At 64.3% G+C, this 18,436-nt stretch carries 19 protein-coding genes; 3 read left to right on the top strand and 16 right to left on the bottom strand.

What is annotated here, in order from left to right; all coding sequences use genetic code 11:
• Positions 1 to 12: 12 nt before the first annotated feature.
• The 5 genes from fkpB to murJ all read right to left on the bottom strand — a co-directional run bounded on the left by fkpB (position 13) and on the right by murJ (position 6,377).
• Positions 13 to 459: an FKBP-type peptidyl-prolyl cis-trans isomerase gene (fkpB, locus tag QZ471_RS22135; RefSeq protein ID WP_295467928.1), complete on the bottom strand. Its 447-nt coding sequence runs from the start codon at positions 457 to 459 to the stop codon at positions 13 to 15.
• Complete coding sequence (gene lspA / locus QZ471_RS22130) at positions 452 to 955, bottom strand: signal peptidase II (protein ID WP_017640851.1); 504 nt, start codon at positions 953 to 955, stop codon at positions 452 to 454. Before lspA ends, fkpB begins: the two co-directional genes overlap by 8 nt.
• Positions 948 to 3,797, bottom strand: a complete 2,850-nt coding sequence (gene ileS / locus QZ471_RS22125; protein WP_295467924.1) for an isoleucine--tRNA ligase — start codon at positions 3,795 to 3,797, stop codon at positions 948 to 950. The genes lspA and ileS overlap by 8 nt, the downstream gene beginning before the upstream one ends.
• A 1-nt stretch (position 3,798) precedes the next feature.
• Positions 3,799 to 4,746 carry a bifunctional riboflavin kinase/FAD synthetase gene (gene ribF / locus QZ471_RS22120; RefSeq protein ID WP_295467921.1) on the bottom strand — a complete coding sequence of 316 codons (948 nt, stop codon included), beginning with the start codon at positions 4,744 to 4,746 and terminating at the stop codon, positions 3,799 to 3,801.
• A gap of 92 nt (positions 4,747 to 4,838) precedes the next feature.
• Complete coding sequence (gene murJ, locus QZ471_RS22115) at positions 4,839 to 6,377, bottom strand: murein biosynthesis integral membrane protein MurJ (RefSeq protein WP_295467919.1); 1,539 nt, start codon at positions 6,375 to 6,377, stop codon at positions 4,839 to 4,841.
• 243 nt (positions 6,378 to 6,620) lie between these two features.
• Here murJ and rpsT point away from each other — a divergent pair, with 243 nt between their 5' ends.
• A complete protein-coding gene (rpsT, locus tag QZ471_RS22110; protein WP_007160795.1) occupies positions 6,621 to 6,899 on the top strand; it encodes a 30S ribosomal protein S20 in 279 nt (92 codons plus the stop codon).
• Between the two features lie 95 nt (positions 6,900 to 6,994).
• On the opposite strand, the gene proB is transcribed toward rpsT, so the two are convergent.
• The 4 genes from proB to rplU form a co-directional block, all read right to left on the bottom strand.
• A complete protein-coding gene (gene proB, locus QZ471_RS22105) occupies positions 6,995 to 8,113 on the bottom strand; it encodes a glutamate 5-kinase (RefSeq protein WP_295467916.1) in 1,119 nt (372 codons plus the stop codon).
• 15 nt (positions 8,114 to 8,128) lie between these two features.
• Positions 8,129 to 9,340 carry an Obg family GTPase CgtA gene (cgtA, locus tag QZ471_RS22100; protein ID WP_295467915.1) on the bottom strand — a complete coding sequence of 404 codons (1,212 nt, stop codon included), beginning with the start codon at positions 9,338 to 9,340 and terminating at the stop codon, positions 8,129 to 8,131.
• Between the two features lie 265 nt (positions 9,341 to 9,605).
• A complete protein-coding gene (gene rpmA / locus QZ471_RS22095) occupies positions 9,606 to 9,866 on the bottom strand; it encodes a 50S ribosomal protein L27 (RefSeq protein WP_007160792.1) in 261 nt (86 codons plus the stop codon).
• A 26-nt stretch (positions 9,867 to 9,892) separates the two neighbouring features.
• On the bottom strand, positions 9,893 to 10,207 hold the full coding sequence (gene rplU, locus QZ471_RS22090) for a 50S ribosomal protein L21 (protein WP_295467909.1): 315 nt from the start codon (positions 10,205 to 10,207) through the stop codon (positions 9,893 to 9,895).
• 391 nt (positions 10,208 to 10,598) lie between these two features.
• On the opposite strand from rplU, the gene QZ471_RS22085 reads away from it, so the two are divergent.
• Positions 10,599 to 11,573 carry a polyprenyl synthetase family protein gene (locus tag QZ471_RS22085; protein WP_295467905.1) on the top strand — a complete coding sequence of 325 codons (975 nt, stop codon included), beginning with the start codon at positions 10,599 to 10,601 and terminating at the stop codon, positions 11,571 to 11,573.
• 135 nt (positions 11,574 to 11,708) lie between these two features.
• Positions 11,709 to 11,963: a hypothetical protein gene (locus QZ471_RS22080; RefSeq protein ID WP_295467901.1), complete on the top strand. Its 255-nt coding sequence runs from the start codon at positions 11,709 to 11,711 to the stop codon at positions 11,961 to 11,963.
• 4 nt (positions 11,964 to 11,967) lie between these two features.
• Here QZ471_RS22080 and QZ471_RS22075 read toward each other — a convergent pair whose 3' ends face one another.
• From QZ471_RS22075 to QZ471_RS22045, 7 genes are all read right to left on the bottom strand, one after another.
• The gene (locus QZ471_RS22075; protein WP_295467897.1) at positions 11,968 to 12,585 is read right to left on the bottom strand and encodes an FKBP-type peptidyl-prolyl cis-trans isomerase; all 618 of its coding nucleotides are present in this window, start codon (positions 12,583 to 12,585) and stop codon (positions 11,968 to 11,970) included.
• 42 nt (positions 12,586 to 12,627) lie between these two features.
• On the bottom strand, positions 12,628 to 12,783 hold the full coding sequence (locus QZ471_RS22070) for a DUF2256 domain-containing protein (protein WP_295467895.1): 156 nt from the start codon (positions 12,781 to 12,783) through the stop codon (positions 12,628 to 12,630).
• A complete protein-coding gene (locus tag QZ471_RS22065) occupies positions 12,780 to 14,330 on the bottom strand; it encodes a cryptochrome/photolyase family protein (protein ID WP_295467892.1) in 1,551 nt (516 codons plus the stop codon). Before QZ471_RS22065 ends, QZ471_RS22070 begins: the two co-directional genes overlap by 4 nt.
• A complete protein-coding gene (locus QZ471_RS22060; protein WP_295467890.1) occupies positions 14,327 to 14,632 on the bottom strand; it encodes a DUF6482 family protein in 306 nt (101 codons plus the stop codon). The genes QZ471_RS22065 and QZ471_RS22060 overlap by 4 nt, the downstream gene beginning before the upstream one ends.
• 141 nt (positions 14,633 to 14,773) lie before the next feature.
• Complete coding sequence (locus tag QZ471_RS22055) at positions 14,774 to 15,262, bottom strand: TIGR00645 family protein (RefSeq protein WP_295467888.1); 489 nt, start codon at positions 15,260 to 15,262, stop codon at positions 14,774 to 14,776.
• Between the two features lie 80 nt (positions 15,263 to 15,342).
• Positions 15,343 to 15,684 (bottom strand): hypothetical protein, encoded by a 342-nt coding sequence (locus QZ471_RS22050; protein ID WP_295467886.1) that lies wholly within the window; start codon positions 15,682 to 15,684, stop codon positions 15,343 to 15,345.
• Between the two features lie 168 nt (positions 15,685 to 15,852).
• The gene (locus tag QZ471_RS22045; protein ID WP_295467884.1) at positions 15,853 to 18,291 is read right to left on the bottom strand and encodes an ATP-binding protein; all 2,439 of its coding nucleotides are present in this window, start codon (positions 18,289 to 18,291) and stop codon (positions 15,853 to 15,855) included.
• Between the last annotated feature and the right edge of the window lie 145 nt (positions 18,292 to 18,436).

Here is an 18,436-nt window from a genome sequence, read left to right as displayed (position 1 = left end):
GGCGGCGTTGGATCAATGGGAGACGGCAGGCTCGATGGCCAGGATTTCCACGTCGAAGGTCAGCACACGGCCGGCCAGCGGGTGGTTGAAGTCGATGACCACCTGCTCGTCGTCGAAGCTCTTGACCACGCCGGGCATCTCGCCACCGGCGGCGTCGCTGAAGATGATCAGCAGACCTGGCGACAGCTCCATGTCACTGAAGTCGTCGCGCGTCATGGTCTGCAGGTTACCGTCGTTGGGCTGGCCGAAGCCGCGCTCCGGCGGGATGGTCAGGCTGGTCTTAGCGCCGGCCTCAAGGCCGAACAGCGCCTGCTCGAAACCGGGCAGCAGGTTGCCATCGCCGACGGTGAAGGTGGCCGGCGCCTTGTCGAAGGTGCTGTCCACCACGTCGCCATTCTGCAGCTTGATGGCGAAATGCAGAGTGACCCGGGTATCCGGGCCGATGGTGATCTCAGCCATGGGCTTCCTCGGGCTTTTTCTTGCGGAACATGTCCAGGGCCAGCATCACGGCGCCGACGGTAATGGCGCTGTCGGCCAGGTTGAAGGCCGGGTAGTACCACTCCTGGCGCCAGTGCACCAGGATGAAGTCGATGACGTGGCCCAGGACCAGGCGGTCATAGAGATTGCCCAGCGCGCCACCGAGGATCAGGGCCAGGGCGATGGCGGTCCAGGTGTCGTTGCGCAGGCGCTTGAGCCAGACCACCAGGACCACGCTCACCACCGCCGCGATGCCGGCGAAGAACCAGCGCTGCCAACCGGAGTGATCGGCCAGGAAGCTGAAGGCGGCGCCCGGGTTGTAGGCCAGGGTCCAGCTGAGGATGTCCGGAATCACCGGCACCTGCTGGTAGAGCGACAGGTTGGCCTGGAAGTAGAGCTTGGTCAGCTGATCCAGCAGGATCACCAGCACACTCAGGGCCAACCAGGGCAAGGCACCGAAACGCGAGGCGTCACGCATGCTCGCGCACCTCGCCGGCACCGTAGACGTTGGTTACGCAGCGCTCGCAGATCTCTGGGTGCGCGGCATCCTGGCCGACGCTGTGGCTGTGGTGCCAGCAGCGGGCGCACTTGGGTGCCTCGGACTTGCGGACCACCAGCTTGAGGCCGCTCAGTTCGCTGGCCACGGCGCCTTCCGGAGCCTTTTCCAGCGGCTGGACAGCGGCCTGGGACGAGATGAGCACGAACCTGAGTTCGTTGCCCAGGGCTTCCAGCACGGCCTGCAGGGCGCTGTCGGCATAGAGGGTGATCTCCGCCTGCAGGCTGCCACCCAGGGTCTTGGCGGCGCGCTGGTTCTCCAGCTCCTTGTTGACCGCGGCCTTGACCGCCATCACCTGATCCCAATAGGCGCGATCCAGGGTCGCGCCTTCGGGCAGGGCGAAGAGGCCGTCGTACCAGGTAGTCAGCATTACCGACTCTTCCCGCTCGCCCGGCAGGTACTGCCAGATCTCGTCGGCGGTGAAGGACAGGATGGGCGCGATCCAGCGCACCAGCGCCTCGGCGATGAGGTACAGCGCGGTCTGGCAGGAGCGGCGCGGCAGGCTATCGGCGCCAGTGGTGTACTGGCGATCCTTGATGATGTCGAGGTAGAAACCACCCAGCTCCTGCACGCAGAAGTTGTGCACCTTCTGGTAGACGTTGAGGAAACGGTACTCGGCGTAGGCCTGCTCGATTTCCTTCTGCAGCAGCAGGGCGCGATCCACCGCCCAACGATCCAGGTCGATCATGTCCTCGGGAGCGACCCGATTGACCGCCGGATCGAAGCCGGAGAGGTTGGAAAGCAAGAAACGCGCGGTGTTGCGGATGCGGCGATAGGAGTCGGCGCTGCGCTGCAGGATCTGGTCGGAGACCGCCATCTCGCCGGTGTAGTCGGTGGAAGCGACCCAGAGGCGCAGGATGTCGGCGCCCAGGCTGTCGATGACCTTCTGCGGGGCGACCACGTTGCCCAGCGACTTGGACTGCTTGCGACCCTGCTCGTCCACGGTGAAGCCGTGGGTCAGCAATTCCTTGTAGGGGGCATGGCCGTCGATGGCGCAGCCGGTCAGCAGAGAGGAATGGAACCAGCCACGGTGCTGGTCGGAGCCTTCCAGGTAGAGATCGGCCACCGGACCCTGGGTATGGCCGAGCTCAGCGTGGGAGCCGCGCAGCACATGCCAATGGGTGGTGCCGGAATCGAACCAGACGTCGAGGGTATCGCGACTCTTGTCGTACTGGCCGGCTTCGTCACCGAGCAGTTCAGCGGGATCGAGCTTGAACCAGGCTTCGATACCCTCACGCTCGACGCGCTGGGCGACCTCTTCCATCAGTTCGACGGTACGCGGATGCAGCTCGCCGCTTGCCTTGTGGGTAAAGAAGGGAATGGGCACGCCCCAGTTGCGCTGGCGCGAGATGCACCAGTCGGGCCGGCCGGCGATCATGCCGTGCAGCCGCGCCTGGCCCCAGGCCGGAACGAACTGAGTCTGCTCGATGGCCGCCAGGGAGCGCTCACGCAGGGTGGCGCCCTCGTTGGGCTGCTTGCCTGACGCGGCCCGGTCCATACCAACGAACCACTGGGCGGTGGCGCGATAGATCAGCGGCGTCTTGTGGCGCCAGCAGTGCATGTAGCTGTGGTTGATCGTCTCGTGCTTGAGCAGGGCGCCCGCCTCTTTTAGGGCGGCGACGATGACCGGATTGGCCTTCCAGATGAACTGGCCACCAAACAGCGGCAGCGACTCGGCGTAGACGCCGTTGCTCTGCACCGGATTGAGGATGTCGTCGTTGCTCAGACCGTACTGCTTGCAGATGCGGAAGTCGTCTTCGCCATAGGCAGGCGAGCAGTGCACGATGCCCGTACCGGCGCCCAGCTCGACGTATTCGGCCAGGTAGATGGGCGACAGGCGCTCGTACAGCGGGTGACGGAAGTTGATCAGCTCCAGGGCGGTACCGGGGGCAGTGGCGATCACCTCGCCCTGCAGGCCGTAGCGCGCCAGGCAGCTTTCCACCAGCTCTTCGGCCAGCAGCAGCAGGCGGTCACCGACGTCCACCAGCGCATAGGTGAACTCAGGGTGCACGTTGAGCGCCTGGTTGGCCGGGATGGTCCAGGGGGTGGTGGTCCAGATGACGATGGCAGTGGGCTTGGCCAGCTCACCGAGGCCGAAGGCGGCTGCCAGCTTGTCGGCATCGGCGATCGGGAAGGCCACGTCGATGGCGTCGGAACGCTTGTCCTGGTACTCCACCTCGGCTTCGGCCAGGGCCGAGCCGCAGTCGAAGCAGAAGTTGACCGGCTTGAGGCCCTTGAACACGAAGCCGTTCTTGACTATCTCCGCCAGGGCGCGGATCTCGCCGGCCTCGTTGGCGAAGTTCATGGTCAGGTAGGGATTGCTCCAATCACCCAGCACGCCCAGGCGGACGAAGCCGGCCTTCTGCTCTTCGATCTGCTCGCTGGCATAGGCGCGGCAGCGCTCGCGGGTCAGATCCGCCGGCTGATTCTTGCCGAAGGTGGTCTCCACCTTGTGCTCGATGGGCAGGCCATGGCAGTCCCAGCCCGGCACATAGGGGGCATCGAAGCCGGCCAGGGTCTTGGAGCGGGTGATGATGTCCTTGAGGATCTTGTTCAGCGCATGACCGATGTGGATGCTGCCGTTGGCATAGGGCGGACCGTCATGCAGGATGAAGGTCGGACGGCCCTTGCCGATGGCGCGCAGCTTCCCGTACAGGTCGATGTCCTGCCAGCGCTTGAGCGCTTCCGGCTCGCGCTGCGGCAGGCCGGCTTTCATCGGGAATGCCGTTTCCGGCAGGTTGAGCGTCGCTTTGTAATCGGTCATGTCAGTCCAGGCTCGTTGACGGTTGCCCCTGCCAGAAGGCGCGGGCCGTGGCGACGTCCGCTTCGATCGCCGCCTTGAGGGCCTCCAGAGAGGCGAATTTCTGTTCGTCGCGGACCTTCTGCACGAAGGTCACGCTGAGATGGCGGCCATAGAGGTCGCCGGCAAAGTCCAGCAGATGGATCTCCAGGTGCGGACGGCCATCGCCCTGCACCGTTGGCCGTTGGCCGATATTGGCCACGCCCGGTACCACCCGCCCATCGATCAGGCTGCTGACCAGGAAGACGCCCCGCAGTGGCGGGCGGCGCCGCTTGAGCTGAACGTTGGCCGTGGGCCAACCCAGCTGGCGCGCCAGCTTCTGGCCGTGCAACACCCGCCCCGAGAGACTGTAGGGCCGGCCCAGCATGCGCGCGGCCAGGGCCAGATCGCCGTCGGCCAGGGCCTTGCGGATCAGGGTACTGCTCACCCGCAGCCCGTCCAGCTCGACGGTGGTGGCGGCCTCCAGGGTGAACCCGTGGTCGCGGGCAGCCAGGTTCAGGTAGGTGAAGTCGCCGGCGCGATCGCAGCCGAAGCGGAAGTCGTCACCTATCTCCAGGTGTTTCACCCCCAGGCCTTCCACCAGCACCTGCCGGACGAAGGCCTCGGCAGACAACTCGCGCAGCCGGCGATTGAAGTTCAGGCACAGCACGTTGTCCACGCCCAGGCGCGCGAAGCATTCCAGTTTCTCGCGCAGGCGGGTCAGGCGTACCGGCGCCACGTCGGGCAGGAAGAATTCACGCGGCTGCGGTTCGAAGATCACCACGCAACTGGGCACACCGAGCTCCGCCGCCCGCTCACGCAACCGCGCGAGGATGGCCTGGTGCCCCAGGTGAACCCCGTCGAAGTTGCCGATGGTGGCAACGCAGCCCTTGGGCAGGGCATCGAGATGATGGAGACCGCGAAACAGCTGCATGGGTAGGTATTGCTCAGAAATTAATCGATTATATCTGGATGGCCGCGCCGAGGACAGGCGCACGCCCCGGCTTCGTGCAATCCTCGGGCGGGCTAGATCAGTGCCTTCCGATTGAAGTCCCGCAGGCGGAAGCCGAGCAGGAAGAGGCTGGCGAAATAGGCCAACACACCCGCCGCTACCAGAGCGCCCAGGCGCAGCAGGCGGTGCCACATCAGGCCTTCGCTCCAGTTGGGCAGCAGTTGCATGAGGCCGAACAGCACCGCACTCATCACCCCCACGGCCACTAGCAGGCGCAACAGGAAACTCGCCCAGCCAGCCTGAGGGATGAACAGGTTATGGCGGCGCAACTGCCAGAATAAAAGGCCCGCGTTGAGACAGGCCGCCAGCCCTATGGCGAGTGCCAGGCCGACGTGCTGCAGCGGCCCGATCAGGAGCAGGTTGAGCACCTGGGTGACCGCCAGGGTGAAGATCGCGATCTTCACCGGCGTCTTGATGTTCTGCTGGGCATAAAAGCCGGGCGCCAGCACCTTGACCAGGATGATGCCGAGCAAACCTACGGCGTAGGCGACCAGCGCCCGCTGGGTCATCAGGGCGTCATGGGCATCGAAACGCCCATATTGGAACAGCGAGACGGTCAGCGGCTCGGACAGCAGCGCCAGGGCGGCGGCACAGGGCAGCACCAGCAGGAAGCACAGTCGCAGGCCCCAGTCGAGCAGGCGCGAGTACTCCTGGCGATCGGCCTTGGCATAGGTGCGCGACAGCGCCGGCAACAGGATGGTCCCCAGGGCCACTCCCAGCACGCCGGAGGGCAGCTCCATCAGACGGTCGGCGTAGTACATCCAGGACACCGAGCCAGCGGCCAGGAAGGAGGCGAAGATGGTGTTGATGATCAGCGAGATCTGGCTGACCGACACCCCGAGGATCGCCGGCCCCATCTGCTTCATGACCCGCCAGACGCCGCTGTCGCGCAGATTCAGCCGCGGCAGCACCAGCATGCCGATGCGTTTCAGGTGCGGCAGCTGATAGAGGAACTGTGCCAGGCCACCCACCAGCGTCGCCCAGGCCAGGGCCATGATCGGCGGGTTGAAATAGGGCGTCAGGAACAGCGCGAAGACGATCATGCTGATGTTGAGCAGCGTTGGCACGAAGGCCGGCACGCTGAACCTGTTCCAGGTGTTGAGCACGGCGCCGGCCAGGGACGCCAGGGAGATCAGCAGGATGTAAGGAAAGGTCACCCGCAGCAGATCGGACGTGAGGGCGAATTTTTCCGGCGTATCGGCGAAGCCCGGCGCAGTGACCCAGATCACCAGTGGCGCCGCCAGCATGCCGAGCACCGTGACCACCGCCAGCACCAGGGTCAGCAGGCCACTGACGTAGGCCAGGAAGGTGCGGGTGGCCTCCTCGCCCTGCTGGGCCTTGTACTCGGCCAGGATGGGCACGAAGGCCTGGGAAAAGGCACCTTCGGCGAAGATCCGCCGCAAGAGGTTGGGCAGCTTGAAGGCGACGAAAAAGGCATCGGTGGCCATGCCGGCGCCGAAGGTACGGGCGACGATGGTGTCGCGGACGAACCCCAGCACGCGGGACAACATGGTCATGGAGCTGACGGCGGCCAGGGACTTGAGCAGATTCATGGCAGGGAGAGGACTCGGTGAACGCCGCGAGGCGTAGCGAAAGGCGCGGGTTGGTGCGATCGCGCGGTTTGCGCAAGAGGCCGAGTGTAACGAGGCCCTTCATCGGCGACCAGCCGGATATCCATCCAGACAGCCTTGACAGCCGCCGCCAGGGACGTCAAGATTCGCGACCTTAATTTAGCTCTGTACTTGCTACAGAGTTCGCTCTGTACCTAATACAGTCTTTTTCGAAGGAGCTCCACGGTGGCTAACTCCCCCTCCGCCAAAAAACGCGCCAAACAGGCTGAGAAGCGTCGCAGCCACAATGCGAGCCTGCGCTCCATGGTGCGTACTTACATCAAGAACGTCGTCAAGGCGATCGAAGCCAAGGACCTGGAAAAAGCCAAGTCCGCTTATGTTGCTGCCGTTCCGGTCATCGACCGCATGGCCGACAAGGGCATCATCGACAAGAACAAGGCCGCTCGCCACAAGAGCCGCCTGAACGCTCACATCAAGGCCCTGGCTACCCCCGCCGCTGCCTGATAAGCGTTCAAGTAAAAAACCGGCTTCGGCCGGTTTTTTATTGCCCGGGATTCGAGAGCCCAACGCCTCCGGAGAGGCGCCAGGATCGATGATCGTCAGACCAGGACGAGGTTGTCCCGGTGGATCAGTTCAGGCTCATAGACGTAGCCGAGTTCGACCACGATGGCATCCGAAGGCCGCCCCAGGATGCGCCGCGCCTCGGTTGCACTGTAGTTGACCAGCCCCCGCGCCACCTCGCGCCCATCGGGCGCGACGCAGGCGACCATCTCGCCACGACGGAAGCTGCCTTCCAGGTCCTGCACGCCCACGGGTAGCAGACTCCGATGCCCACCAACCAGGGCCTGGACCGCACCGGCGTCCAGGCGCAGCGTACCGCGCACCTGCAGGTGTCCCGCCAGCCATTGCTTGCGCGCCGCCACCAGGCCGCGCTCGGGCGACAGCAGGGTACCCAACTGCTCGCCCTGCTGCAGGCGACTGAGTACCTGCTGGATACGTCCACCGACGATGACCGTGTAGGCACCGGACCGCGCCGCCAGCCGCGCAGCACGCAGCTTGGTCTGCATACCGCCACGCCCCAGGGCACCACCGGTACCGCCAGCGACCAGATCCAGGGCCGGATCGTCGGCCCGCGCCTCACTGATGAGGCTGGCGTCGGGATTGCTGCGCGGATCGGCGTCGAACATGCCGTCGCGATCGGTGAGGATCACCAGCAGGTCGGCCTCGACCAGATTGGCCACCAGGGCGGCCAGGGTGTCGTTGTCGCCGAAGCGGATCTCGTCGGTGACGACGGTATCATTCTCGTTGATCACCGGCACCACGCCCAGGCTCACCAGGGTGCGCAAGGTACTGCGAGCATTGAGGTAGCGCTTGCGGTCGGAAAGGTCGTCATGAGTGAGCAGGATCTGCGCGGTCTGCACCTGATGCTCGGCGAAGCTGGATTCCCAGGCCTGCACCAAGCCCATCTGCCCCACCGCCGCCGCTGCCTGCAACTCGTTGATAGCGGTCGGACGCTGCGCCCAGCCGAGCCGACTCATGCCGGCCGCCACGGCACCCGAGGACACCAGCACCAGCTCGATGCCCGCCTGGTGCAGGGCCACCATCTGCTCGACCCAGCCAGCCATGGCCCCGCCATCCAGACAACGACCATCATCGGTCAGCAGGGCACTGCCGATCTTCACCACCCAGCGCTGGGCGCCAGACACCTGATCACGCATGGGCAAGCTCCTTTCTTACCGTACGTAGAAGATTTCCGGACCGTCACCGTCGTCTTCGTCATCGTCGAAGTCGTCGTCTTCGTCCACCGACTTGACACCGGAACGACGCAGGGCACGCTGGTCGTCCAGCGCCTGCAACCGTGCCCGCGCCTCATCTTCGATCCGCTGATCGAGCTCTTCCAGCGCCTCGGCATAGGCCGGGTCCTCGGCGATACGCAGCGAGCGCTCGTCAAGGTACTGCATTATGGCCTGGCAGAGTTGCTCGGTGCCTTCGCGCTCCAGCGCGGAGATAACGAAGACCGGGCCTTGCCAATCCAGACGCTCGACGACCGCCTTGAGACGCTCGTCGCGCTCCTCGTCGAGCAACTGGTCGGCCTTGTTCAGCACCAGCCAGCGATCACGCTCGCCCAACGCCGGACTGAACTTGGTCAGCTCATTGATGATGGTCTCGGCGGCTTCGGCCGGATCGCTCTCGTCCAGGGGCGCCATGTCGACCAGGTGCAGCAGCAAGCGGGTACGCGCCAGGTGCTTGAGGAAGCGGATGCCCAGGCCGGCACCTTCGGAGGCGCCTTCGATCAGCCCGGGGATGTCGGCGACCACGAAGCTCTTGAAGCGCCCCACACTGACTACGCCAAGGTTTGGCACCAGGGTAGTGAAGGGATAGTCCGCCACCTTGGGCTTGGCCGCCGACACCGCACGAATGAAGGTGCTCTTGCCGGCATTGGGCAGGCCGAGCAGACCGATGTCCGCCAGCACCTTGAGCTCCAGTTTGAGATCGCGCTCTTCCCCGGGCTTGCCGGGCGTGGTCTGCCGCGGCGCGCGATTGGTGCTGGACTTGAACCGGGTATTGCCCAGGCCGTGCCAGCCGCCCTGGACGACGCGGATGCGCTGACCGGGCTGAGTCAGGTCACCGATGATTTCCTGGGTCGCCGCATCGATCACCGTGGTACCTACCGGCACCGGCAGCACCAGGTCTTCACCCTTGGCCCCCGTGCACTCGGTACTGCCGCCCTTTTCACCGTTCTGCGCGGTGAAGCGGCGGGTGTAACGGTAATCGACCAGGGTGTTCAGGTTGATATCGGCTTCGAGCCAGATCGACCCACCATCGCCGCCATCACCACCATTGGGGCCACCCTTTTCGATGAATTTCTCCCGGCGGAAACTCATCATGCCGTTGCCGCCGTCACCCGCTTTTACGTGTATGGATACTTCATCGACGAATTTCATCTGGACCTCCCGCGCTCGCGGGCCGCTGCAAACAAGGAACTAGTGTGGTGTTTCAGAAGTTCGCGCAAGAATTGGCGAGTGATTTTTTGCCCTGGGCTAGGCGCCGTGACGAGTCATAGCAGGGCCATGGCGAGGAGTGGCAACAACGCCTAGGCCGAAAAAGCGCCGCCAAAATTGTGCAGGTAATTTCTGAAACACCACACTAGCTTAACTACAAACGAAAAAGCCCCGTCGGGTAGACAGGGCTTTTCTTTCGTCACGAGCCTTAGGCGGCGGCGACGATGCTCACGTAACGACGGCCGAAGGCGCCCTTCACGTCGAACTTGATCACGCCGTCCACTTTCGCGAACAGGGTGTGATCCTTGCCGAGGCCCACGCCGTAACCGGCATGGTACTGGGTGCCGCGCTGACGCACGATGATGTTGCCGGCCTTGACGACCTGGCCGCCGTACAGCTTCACGCCAAGGCGTTTGCTTTCGGAATCGCGACCGTTACGAGTAGAACCACCCGCTTTTTTGTGTGCCATGAGTCAATTCTCCGTTAGAGGCGAGATCAGGCCTGGATGCCAGTGATCTTGATTTCAGTGAACCACTGACGGTGGCCCTGACGCTTCATGTGATGCTTACGACGACGGAATTTGATGATGGTGACCTTGTTGTGACGGCCCTGGGCGGTCACTTCGGCGGTCACTTTGGCACCATCAACGACCGGCAGACCGATCTTGACGTCGTCACCGTTGCCAACCAGCAGAACCTGGTCGAAGGTGACGGTTTCACCGGTGGCGATGTCGAGTTTCTCGACCTTCAGGTATTCGCCTTCGGCGACCTTGTATTGCTTGCCACCGGTAACGATAACTGCGTAGGACATGGTAAATCTCCGTTTAACCTGCTCACCCGGTGCTTTATAGGAGGTATCGTCGACCGGCATGGCTGCGCGGGACCGGAAGGAGCGCCGCGCAATTGCGTAAGACAGGGGGTTAACCCTAGGAATGTTCAGGGCCCGCGATTCTACGCAAGCAGCGAGCAGGAGGCAAGAGCCGCCGGCCCGCGCCTTGACAGGCCCCCACCCCACCCCTAGCATGCCGCGCAACCTCGTTCAGCAGCCATGCCGGGCCGGAGCTGGCCCGAAATCGGCAGCCGCGAGAGCGCGAAGGCTTTCCCTGGGCATGGCACTCGGGCCGGTCCCTAGGGCATAGTCTGGCGGTGATGCGCCATCCGGCCGCCTGAATCTTGCCCGGAACTCCAGTGGACACCTCTCAATGACGCAGCAATCCCAGTCCTTCTATCGCGTGGTGACGGACGACTTCGCCGCCGTAGACGGCATCATCCGCCAGCAGCTGACTTCGCGCGTGCCGCTGGTCGAGAAGATTGGCGACTACATCGTCTCCGCCGGCGGCAAGCGCCTGCGTCCGCTGCTGGTGCTGCTGGCCGGCAAGGCCCTCGGGCGCGCGGATCACGACCTGCAGTTGCTGGCGGCCACCATCGAGTTCCTGCACACCTCCACCCTGCTGCACGACGATGTGGTCGACGCCTCGGGTATGCGCCGCGGTCGTTCCACCGCCAACGCCCTCTGGGGCAATGCGCCGAGCGTGCTGGTGGGCGACTTCCTCTATGCCCGCTCCTTCGAGATGATGGTGGCCCTCGGCTCGATGGAAGTGATGCGCATCATCTCCCAGGCGACCCGTGTCATCGCCGAGGGCGAAGTGCTGCAGCTGTCGAAGATTCGCGACGCCAGCACCACCGAAGAGATCTACATGGAGGTCATCCGCGGCAAGACCGCCATGCTCTTCGAAGCCTCCACCCACAGCGCGGCGATCCTGGCCGGGGCGAGCCCCGAGCAGGCGGAAGCCCTGCGTCGCTATGGCGATCACCTGGGTGTCGCCTTCCAGCTGGTCGACGACCTGCTGGACTACCAAGGCGACGCCGCTACCTTGGGCAAGAACGTCGGTGACGACCTGGCCGAAGGCAAGCCCACCCTGCCGCTGATCGTGACCATGCGCGAAGGCACTGCCGAGCAGGCCGCCCTGGTACGCCAGGCGATCCGCCAGGGCGGTAGCCAGGACCTGGAGAGCGTGCGCGCCGCCGTCGAAGCCGCCGGTGCCCTCGACTACACCGCACGCAAGGCCCAGGAATTCGCCGAGCGCGCGATTGCCTGCCTGGAAGTCCTGCCCGCCAGCCCCTATCGAGACGCCCTGGTTGAACTTGGCCAGTTCTCGGTCGCACGTACCCACTGACCGCTCACTGCAACGAAAAGCCCGCCGTCGAAAGACCGCGGGCTTTTTCATGTCCGACCAAAAAAGTCAGGTAATCCCCTTGCCTTTTAGATAATAAGAATTATTCTCATAAATAGCGACACAGGAGCGCCTACCATGACTTATCTGATCGACGCCTGGCTGGACCGACCCCATCCCTATCTGCGCATCCTCAACCGGGAAACCGGCAAGGTCTGCGCGGAGCTGGACGAAACGGCCCTGGAAGAACTCAAGGACCTGGGCGAGCTGGATCTGCACAGTCTCACCTCCAGCGAGCCGCGGGTGGTGAAGGAACAGATCCGCCAGGTCTTCCTCTTCAGCTACGCCCTGGCGCTGCGCCCGGAAAACGAGACGCTGCGCCTGGACGCCTGACATCTCAGAGGACGTCGAGCAACTCGACGTCGAATACCAGCACGCTGTGCGGCGGGATGCCACCGACGCCCTGGGCGCCATAGGCCAGTTCGCTGGGCACGTGCAGGCGCCACTTGCTACCGGCCGGCATCAGTTGCAGGGCCTCGGTCCAGCCGGCGATGACACCACCTACCGGAAACTCGGCGGGCTGGCCGCGCTCGTAGGAGCTGTCGAAGACGCTGCCGTCGATCAGGGTACCGTGGTAGTGGGTACGCACCTGGTCTTCACGGGTGGGCGTGGCGCCCTCCCCTTGCGTCAGCACCTCGTACTGCAGCCCCGAGGGCAACACCACCACACCCGGGCGCTCGGCGTTGGCCTTCAGGTAGTCGACACCTTCCTGGGCTGCGGCAGCGGCCTTGACCTTGGCCTCTTCCTGCATGCGCTCGCGGATGACGCGGAAGCTGGCGTTCAACGCCTCGACGTCCACCTTGGAGGCCTGGCCGGCGAATGCCTCGGTGAGACCGGCGAGCACGGCGGCCAGTTGCATGCCCGGGACCGGGTTCTGGCGCAGCTGATCGCCCAGCTGGCGGCCGATACCGTAGCTGACGCGGGCTTCGTCGGTGTCGAGGAGGATGTCGTTCATAGCGGCTTGTCCATGGCGGAAAAAAGAGCCGAGCCTAGCACATCAGGGGCTGGCCTCGCCGCCGGTGGCGCTGCGCTGGCGGCGACAACGCTCGGAGCAATAGCGCACCTCGTCCCAGTTGCGCTCCCATTTCTTGCGCCAGGCGAAAGGACGCTGGCAGACCGGGCAGAGTTTGGTAGGCAGATCGCTCTTTTTCATAGGGATTCGCCCGCATCCAGCCGCGCCAGCAATGCTTGGCCCCGCTGCCAGAGGGCCTGCTGCCGCTCGGGGGCCTGGCGGTCGAGATTGCGGTAGAGGTTACGCATTCGCGGATAGCTGGCGAAGCGGCCGCGATGCCGGATCAGGAAGTGCCAGTAAAGGGCATTGAAGGGACAGGCTGTTTCGCCTAGCGCTTCGCTGACCTGGTAGTGACAGCCCTTGCAGTAGTTGGACTGGCGGCGGATGTACTGGCCGCTCGCGCAATAGGGTTTGCTGCCGAGATAGCCACCGTCCGCATGCATGACCATCGCCTGGGTATTGGGCAGCTCGACCCACTCGAAGGCATCGAGATACACCGCCAGGTACCATTCACCGATGGCCTGGGGCGCAATGCCGGCGAGCAGGGCGAAATTACCCGTGACCATCAGCCGCTGGATGTGGTGGGCATAGGCCAGCTCCAGGGTCTGGCCGATGCTCTCGCGCATGCAGGCCATACTGGTATCGCCGGTCCAGTAGAACTCCGGCAGAGCACGGTGGTTACCCAGGACGTTGAGTTCGGCATAGTCCGGCATGCGCAGCCAGTAGATGCCGCGCACGTACTCACGCCAACCGATGAGCTGCCGCAGGAAACCTTCTGCACTGTTCAGCGGTACCCGCCCCTCGCGATAGGCCGTGTCGATGTCTTCGCACAGGTGCCGCACGTCCAGCAGACCGACATTGAGCGCCGCGCTGATCCGGGCGTGATAGAGATAGGGCTCGCCGCGGGCCATGGCGTCTTGGTAGTCGCCAAAATCGTGCAGGCCCGAATCGAGGAAGTGTTGCCAGAGACGTTCGGCGTCTTCGCGCGTCACCGGATAGTCGAATCCCTCCAGCCGGCCATAATGGTGGGCGAAACGCTGGCCGACGAGGGCAAGGACCTCGCGGGTACAGGCGTCAGGGGGAGACGCGAATGTCTCCGGAACGACGTAGGCTTTGGGCAGGGCCTTGCGATTGTCCTTGTCCAGATTCCAGGCGCCACCGCAGGGTTCGTCCGGCCCGGCCATCAACCAGCCATGGCGCCGGCGCATACCGCGATAGAAGCTCTCCATGCGCAGACTTGACTTGGCCCCGGCCCAGCGGGCGAAGGCCGCGCGACTGCAGAGGAAGCGGTCATCACGGTGCCACTGCACCGGCACAGGCAGTTCCAGCTCGCGCAGGGCCTGCTCCAGCCGCCACTCGCCGGTCTCGGTGAGATGCACCTCGGCCGCCTGGAGAGCCGCGCTCCAGTGGGCGATCTCGGCCGGCAGTGAGCCCTGGTTATCTGGATCGTCCAGCGTACGGTATACGACCCGGAAGCCACGCTCCCGTAGCTCTTCGGCGAAGTGCCGCATGGCGCTGAAGATGAAGGCGATCTTGCGCGGATGGTGGGGTACGTAAGAGGTTTCGCTGGGGACTTCCGCCAGCAGCAGCACGTCCTGCGCAGGGTCGGCCTGGCGCAGGGATGCCAGCCGGGGCGAGAGCTGGTCGCCGAAGACCGGCAGCAGGCGCCGAACGGCGCCCGGCCTCAAGAGGCGTTCCGGTAGTTCAGCGGAATCTTCAGGGGCTCGCTGGAGCGCGGCGCCATGCCGACCATTTCGTCGTAGGCGCTGTGCTGGATGAGAAAGCACGGCAACGCCGGCAGGTCGGCCAATAGCCGGCGGGCCTGGGCGGCCGAGCCCAGGCGATAGAAGTGGCCGTCACGGCCGGTCAGTTGCGTGCGGCCTTCCTGGGTGAGCACCTCGAGCACGTAGAAACCGCCCTCGATGGACAGCAGGTTGAGCTCCCGGACCTCTCCGGCCTGGGCGCGCTGAGTCAATTCCGTCAACTGCATGGGGACCTCCGGGTCGAGCTGGGAGCCGGGAGCGGCACCGAGCGGCGGCTGCGAGCATTGGACAACCTAGGCCAGGCAAGCGCAGCGGCGCAATCCACAAAGCGTAAGCGAAAGATGCCAGCGCCAGACGAGCGGCGTCCTTCAGTGCTTGGTCAGGCGATCCAGATAGCCCATGGCGAAGGCCGACACCACGAACACCAAGTGAATGATCACGTACCACTTCAGGTATTCGGGATTGGTGTTCTGGGCATCCATAAAGATGCGCAACAGATGGATCGAAGAAATGGCGACGATGGAGGCGGCGACCTTGTTCTTCAGCGACCCCGAATCCATCTTGCCCAGCCAGCTGAGCTTCTCCGAGCCTTCGTCGATGTCCAGCTGGGAAACGAAGTTCTCGTAGCCGGAGATCATCACCATGACCAGCAGACCACCCACCAGGGCCATGTCGATGAGCGATAGCACCAGCAAAATAAGCTCGGCTTCGGTGGATTCGAAGATGTGCGGCAGGACGTGAAAGACTTCCTGAAAGAACTTCAGCGCCAGCAGAATGAGCGCTAGCGACAGGCCCATATAGATGGGTGCCAACAGCCAACGGGAGGCGTAAAGGACTTTTTCGATCAGACGTTCCATGCGATCTCGCTCGGTTTACCAGGGCCGGGCGAGTATACCGAGGCGTTGAGGCCTGACCAATGCGGCAGGTTGACCGCCGTTCAGGCGTCGGGACCGACCTGGAAACGCACCTGGTGATGGGTGCGCTCGCCGTTCATCTTGCGCAGCTCGCCCTGCATGTGCAGACGCCAGATCTGGGTCTCTTCGACCTGGATGTAACCTTGCTCCACCAGGTTCTCGGCGATAGCCGTCATCACGCCTTCGGCAGCCTTGGGACCGTGGAAGGGGCCTTGAGCCTTGATGGCGGTAGGCTGCTGGCCATTGAGGCCGGCGGCGCACAGCAGTGTCCAGAGCCCCTGCTCCTGACCGAGCGGCTTGATCTCGCATTCGATACGGGTGACGAGGCCCAGGCAGGGACGGATCAGGGTGATGGTACGGGACATGGCGTCATCCTCTCGAAGCGCTGGATACTCGCCGGTCCTAGCACCAGAGGTATCCACACAAGCTGTGGACAACCCTGTTGGTCGACAGGGGGCAAGCGGGTCTGGGCGCCGTGCTACTTGGGCTGCAGCGCCTTGTACAAAATCCGACCGGCCCCCTGGGACTCAGTTCTACTCCGCTTCGTTGTTTTTCCCTTTTGCCTTGGAGTTATCACTGAGTTTGTCGGCCAGTTCATCTTCCAGCTCGAGCTCGGCGATTTCCTTGAGACGCTGTACCACCCGGGCATTGACGCTGCCCGCGGGAAAGCGACCCTTGGCATCCGGCGCACCAGCGGGCTCGCCCACCAGCAGCGACAGGGCCTCGTCCGCCTGACGCACGGCATAGACGTGGAACCGGCCTTCGCGCACGGCTTCCAGGACCGTCTCGTCGAGCATCAGGTTGGTCACGTTGGCGCGGGGGATGATGACGCCCTGCTCGCCGGTGAGGCCTCGCGCCTGGCAGAGGCGGAAGAAGCCTTCGATCTTCTCGTTCACCCCGCCAACCGGCTGCACCTCGCCGAACTGGTTGATGGAACCGGTGATGGCGAAGCACTGCTTGAGCGGTGTGCGCGACAGGGCGGAGATCAGGGTGCAGGCCTCGCCGAGGGAGGCGCTGTCGCCATCCACGTAGCCATAGGACTGCTCCAGGGCGATGCTGGCCGAGATCGACAGGGGGAATTCCTGGGCATAGCGACTGCCGAGGTAGCCGGTGAGGATCATCACGCCCTTGGAGTGGATCGGCTGGCCGAGGCTGACCTCCCGCTCGATGTCGAGGATGCCGCTGGCGCCCGGATAGACGGTGGCGGAAATCCGCGCCGGCATGCCGAAGGCGGAATCGGCCACTTCCAGCACGGTGAGGCCGTTGCACTTGCCTACCGCGGCGCCCTGGGTATCGATGAGAATCAGCCCGGTGAGCATGTCGTCCAGCACCCTGGCGCAGACGCGGCCGGTACGGGTTTCCTTGGCCTTGAGCGCCCGCTCGACGTGCCCCTTGTCGGTAAGGGCGTCTCCGGCCAGATGGCGAATGAAGTCGGCCTCGCTGACCAGTTGGAACAGATCACCGATGCGCGCCGACAGCCGCCCCTGGTGCTCGGCCAGGCGGGCGCTGTAGGTGGCCAGCCGGGCCACGGCAGCCGACGTCAGGGGCGCCATGCCCTCTTCCGAGGTCCGGGTCTTGAGCAACTGGGCGAACTGCTCGAGGCTTTCGTCACGCAGCGGCAGCTCTTCGTCGAAGTCCACCAGCACCCGGAACATCTCCTGGAAGTCCGAATCGACCTCTTGCAGGGTGTAATAGATGTTCCGCGAACCGATGATGATGACCTTGAGCTGAAGGGGAATCTGCTGCGGCGCCAGGCTCATGGCGGTGAGGCGCCCCAGCTCGGCCAGCGGCGATTCCATCTTCAGCTGGCGGGAATGCAGGGCACGCTTGAGGGCATCCCAGACGAAGGGCTCGGTCAGAAGCTTTTCCGCCTCGACGATAAGGAAGCCGCCATTGGCGCGATGCAACGCACCCGGGCGCAGTTGGCGATAGTTGGTGTAGAGCGCGCCCTGGTCGGACTGGTATTCGATGCGCCCGAAGAGATTGTCGTAGGTCGGGTGGGATTCGAACACCACAGGGGCGCCACCGGTGGCGTGGTGGCCGATGATCAGATTGGGCTCGTACTGCTCGCGCAGCTCCTTGCGCCGCTGCATGTCGGGCTTGGCGTCGTCAGCCAGTTGCTCGACCACGGTCTTGAGCAGGTCCACCTGCATGGCCTGCAGGTAGGCGCAGACCCCGGGGTTATCGTTGTACTTCTCCGACAGCGGCGCCAGCAGCGGCTGCAGGGCCTGGATGATGGTGTCTTCGTTGAGCGCCCGCAGTTGATTGCTCGATTCGCGCCGCCACTGCGGCAGGCTGGCCAGCTCTTCGTTGAGGCGCTCTTCCAGACTGGAGATGTCGGCATGGAAGCGCTCGCGCTCGGCCTCCGGCAACTGGGCGAAGTCGGCCTCGTCCAGCGCCTTGCCCTCTTTCATCGGGGTAAAGGCGACGTTGTTGGCATCGCGGTAGAGCGCGATGTCCTTTTCCAGGGCGAGCTTTTCCACCACATCCAGGGCCTGGTCGTAGCGTTGGTTGAAGGCCCGCTCGATGGCGTTCTTCTTTTGCTGGAACGCCGGGTGCTCGAACACGGCCGGAAAGGTAGCCAGCAGGTTGTCGATGAAATGCGCCATGTCGGCGACGAAGGTTTCACCCTCACCCGGCGGCAGCTCCAGCACCTTGGGCGCGCGGGGCTCGTCGAAATGGTTCAGGTAGACCCAGTCGTTGGGGGTGGGCTGGCGCTTGGCCTCGGCCTTGAGATAGCGCTGGACGAAGGAGAAGCGACCGGTGCCCGGCTCGCCCATGACGAAGACGTTGTAGCCAGGCCGCGGCATGGCCACCCCGAACTGCAAGGCTTCCACCGCCCGCTCCTGGCCGAGGATGCCGCGGAAGGGTTCGAGTTGATCGGTATCGGTGAAGGAGAATTGTTCGGGAGCGAAGGGGCGGGTCAACTCATCGGGAGCGAGCCGGAGACCGGCCGCGACGGGATCGTGCATCGTAAGTCCTTGTCAGGCATGCAGGCAGTGTCCGCATTCTGCGACCGGGGCGACGACGGAGGCAAGGCGAGCAACGCCCTGCCATGCATTTTGTCGGCGCCCGCCACCACGCCCGTCGGCAAGTTGTCGCCACTGCGTTTTTTGA

The sequence above is a fragment of the uncultured Pseudomonas sp. genome (assembly GCF_913774235.1).
Classification (GTDB): Bacteria; Pseudomonadota; Gammaproteobacteria; order Pseudomonadales; family Pseudomonadaceae; genus Chryseomonas.
The sequence above is the reverse complement of the archived record's forward strand: the minus strand, read 5'-3'. Positions and strand labels throughout refer to the sequence as shown.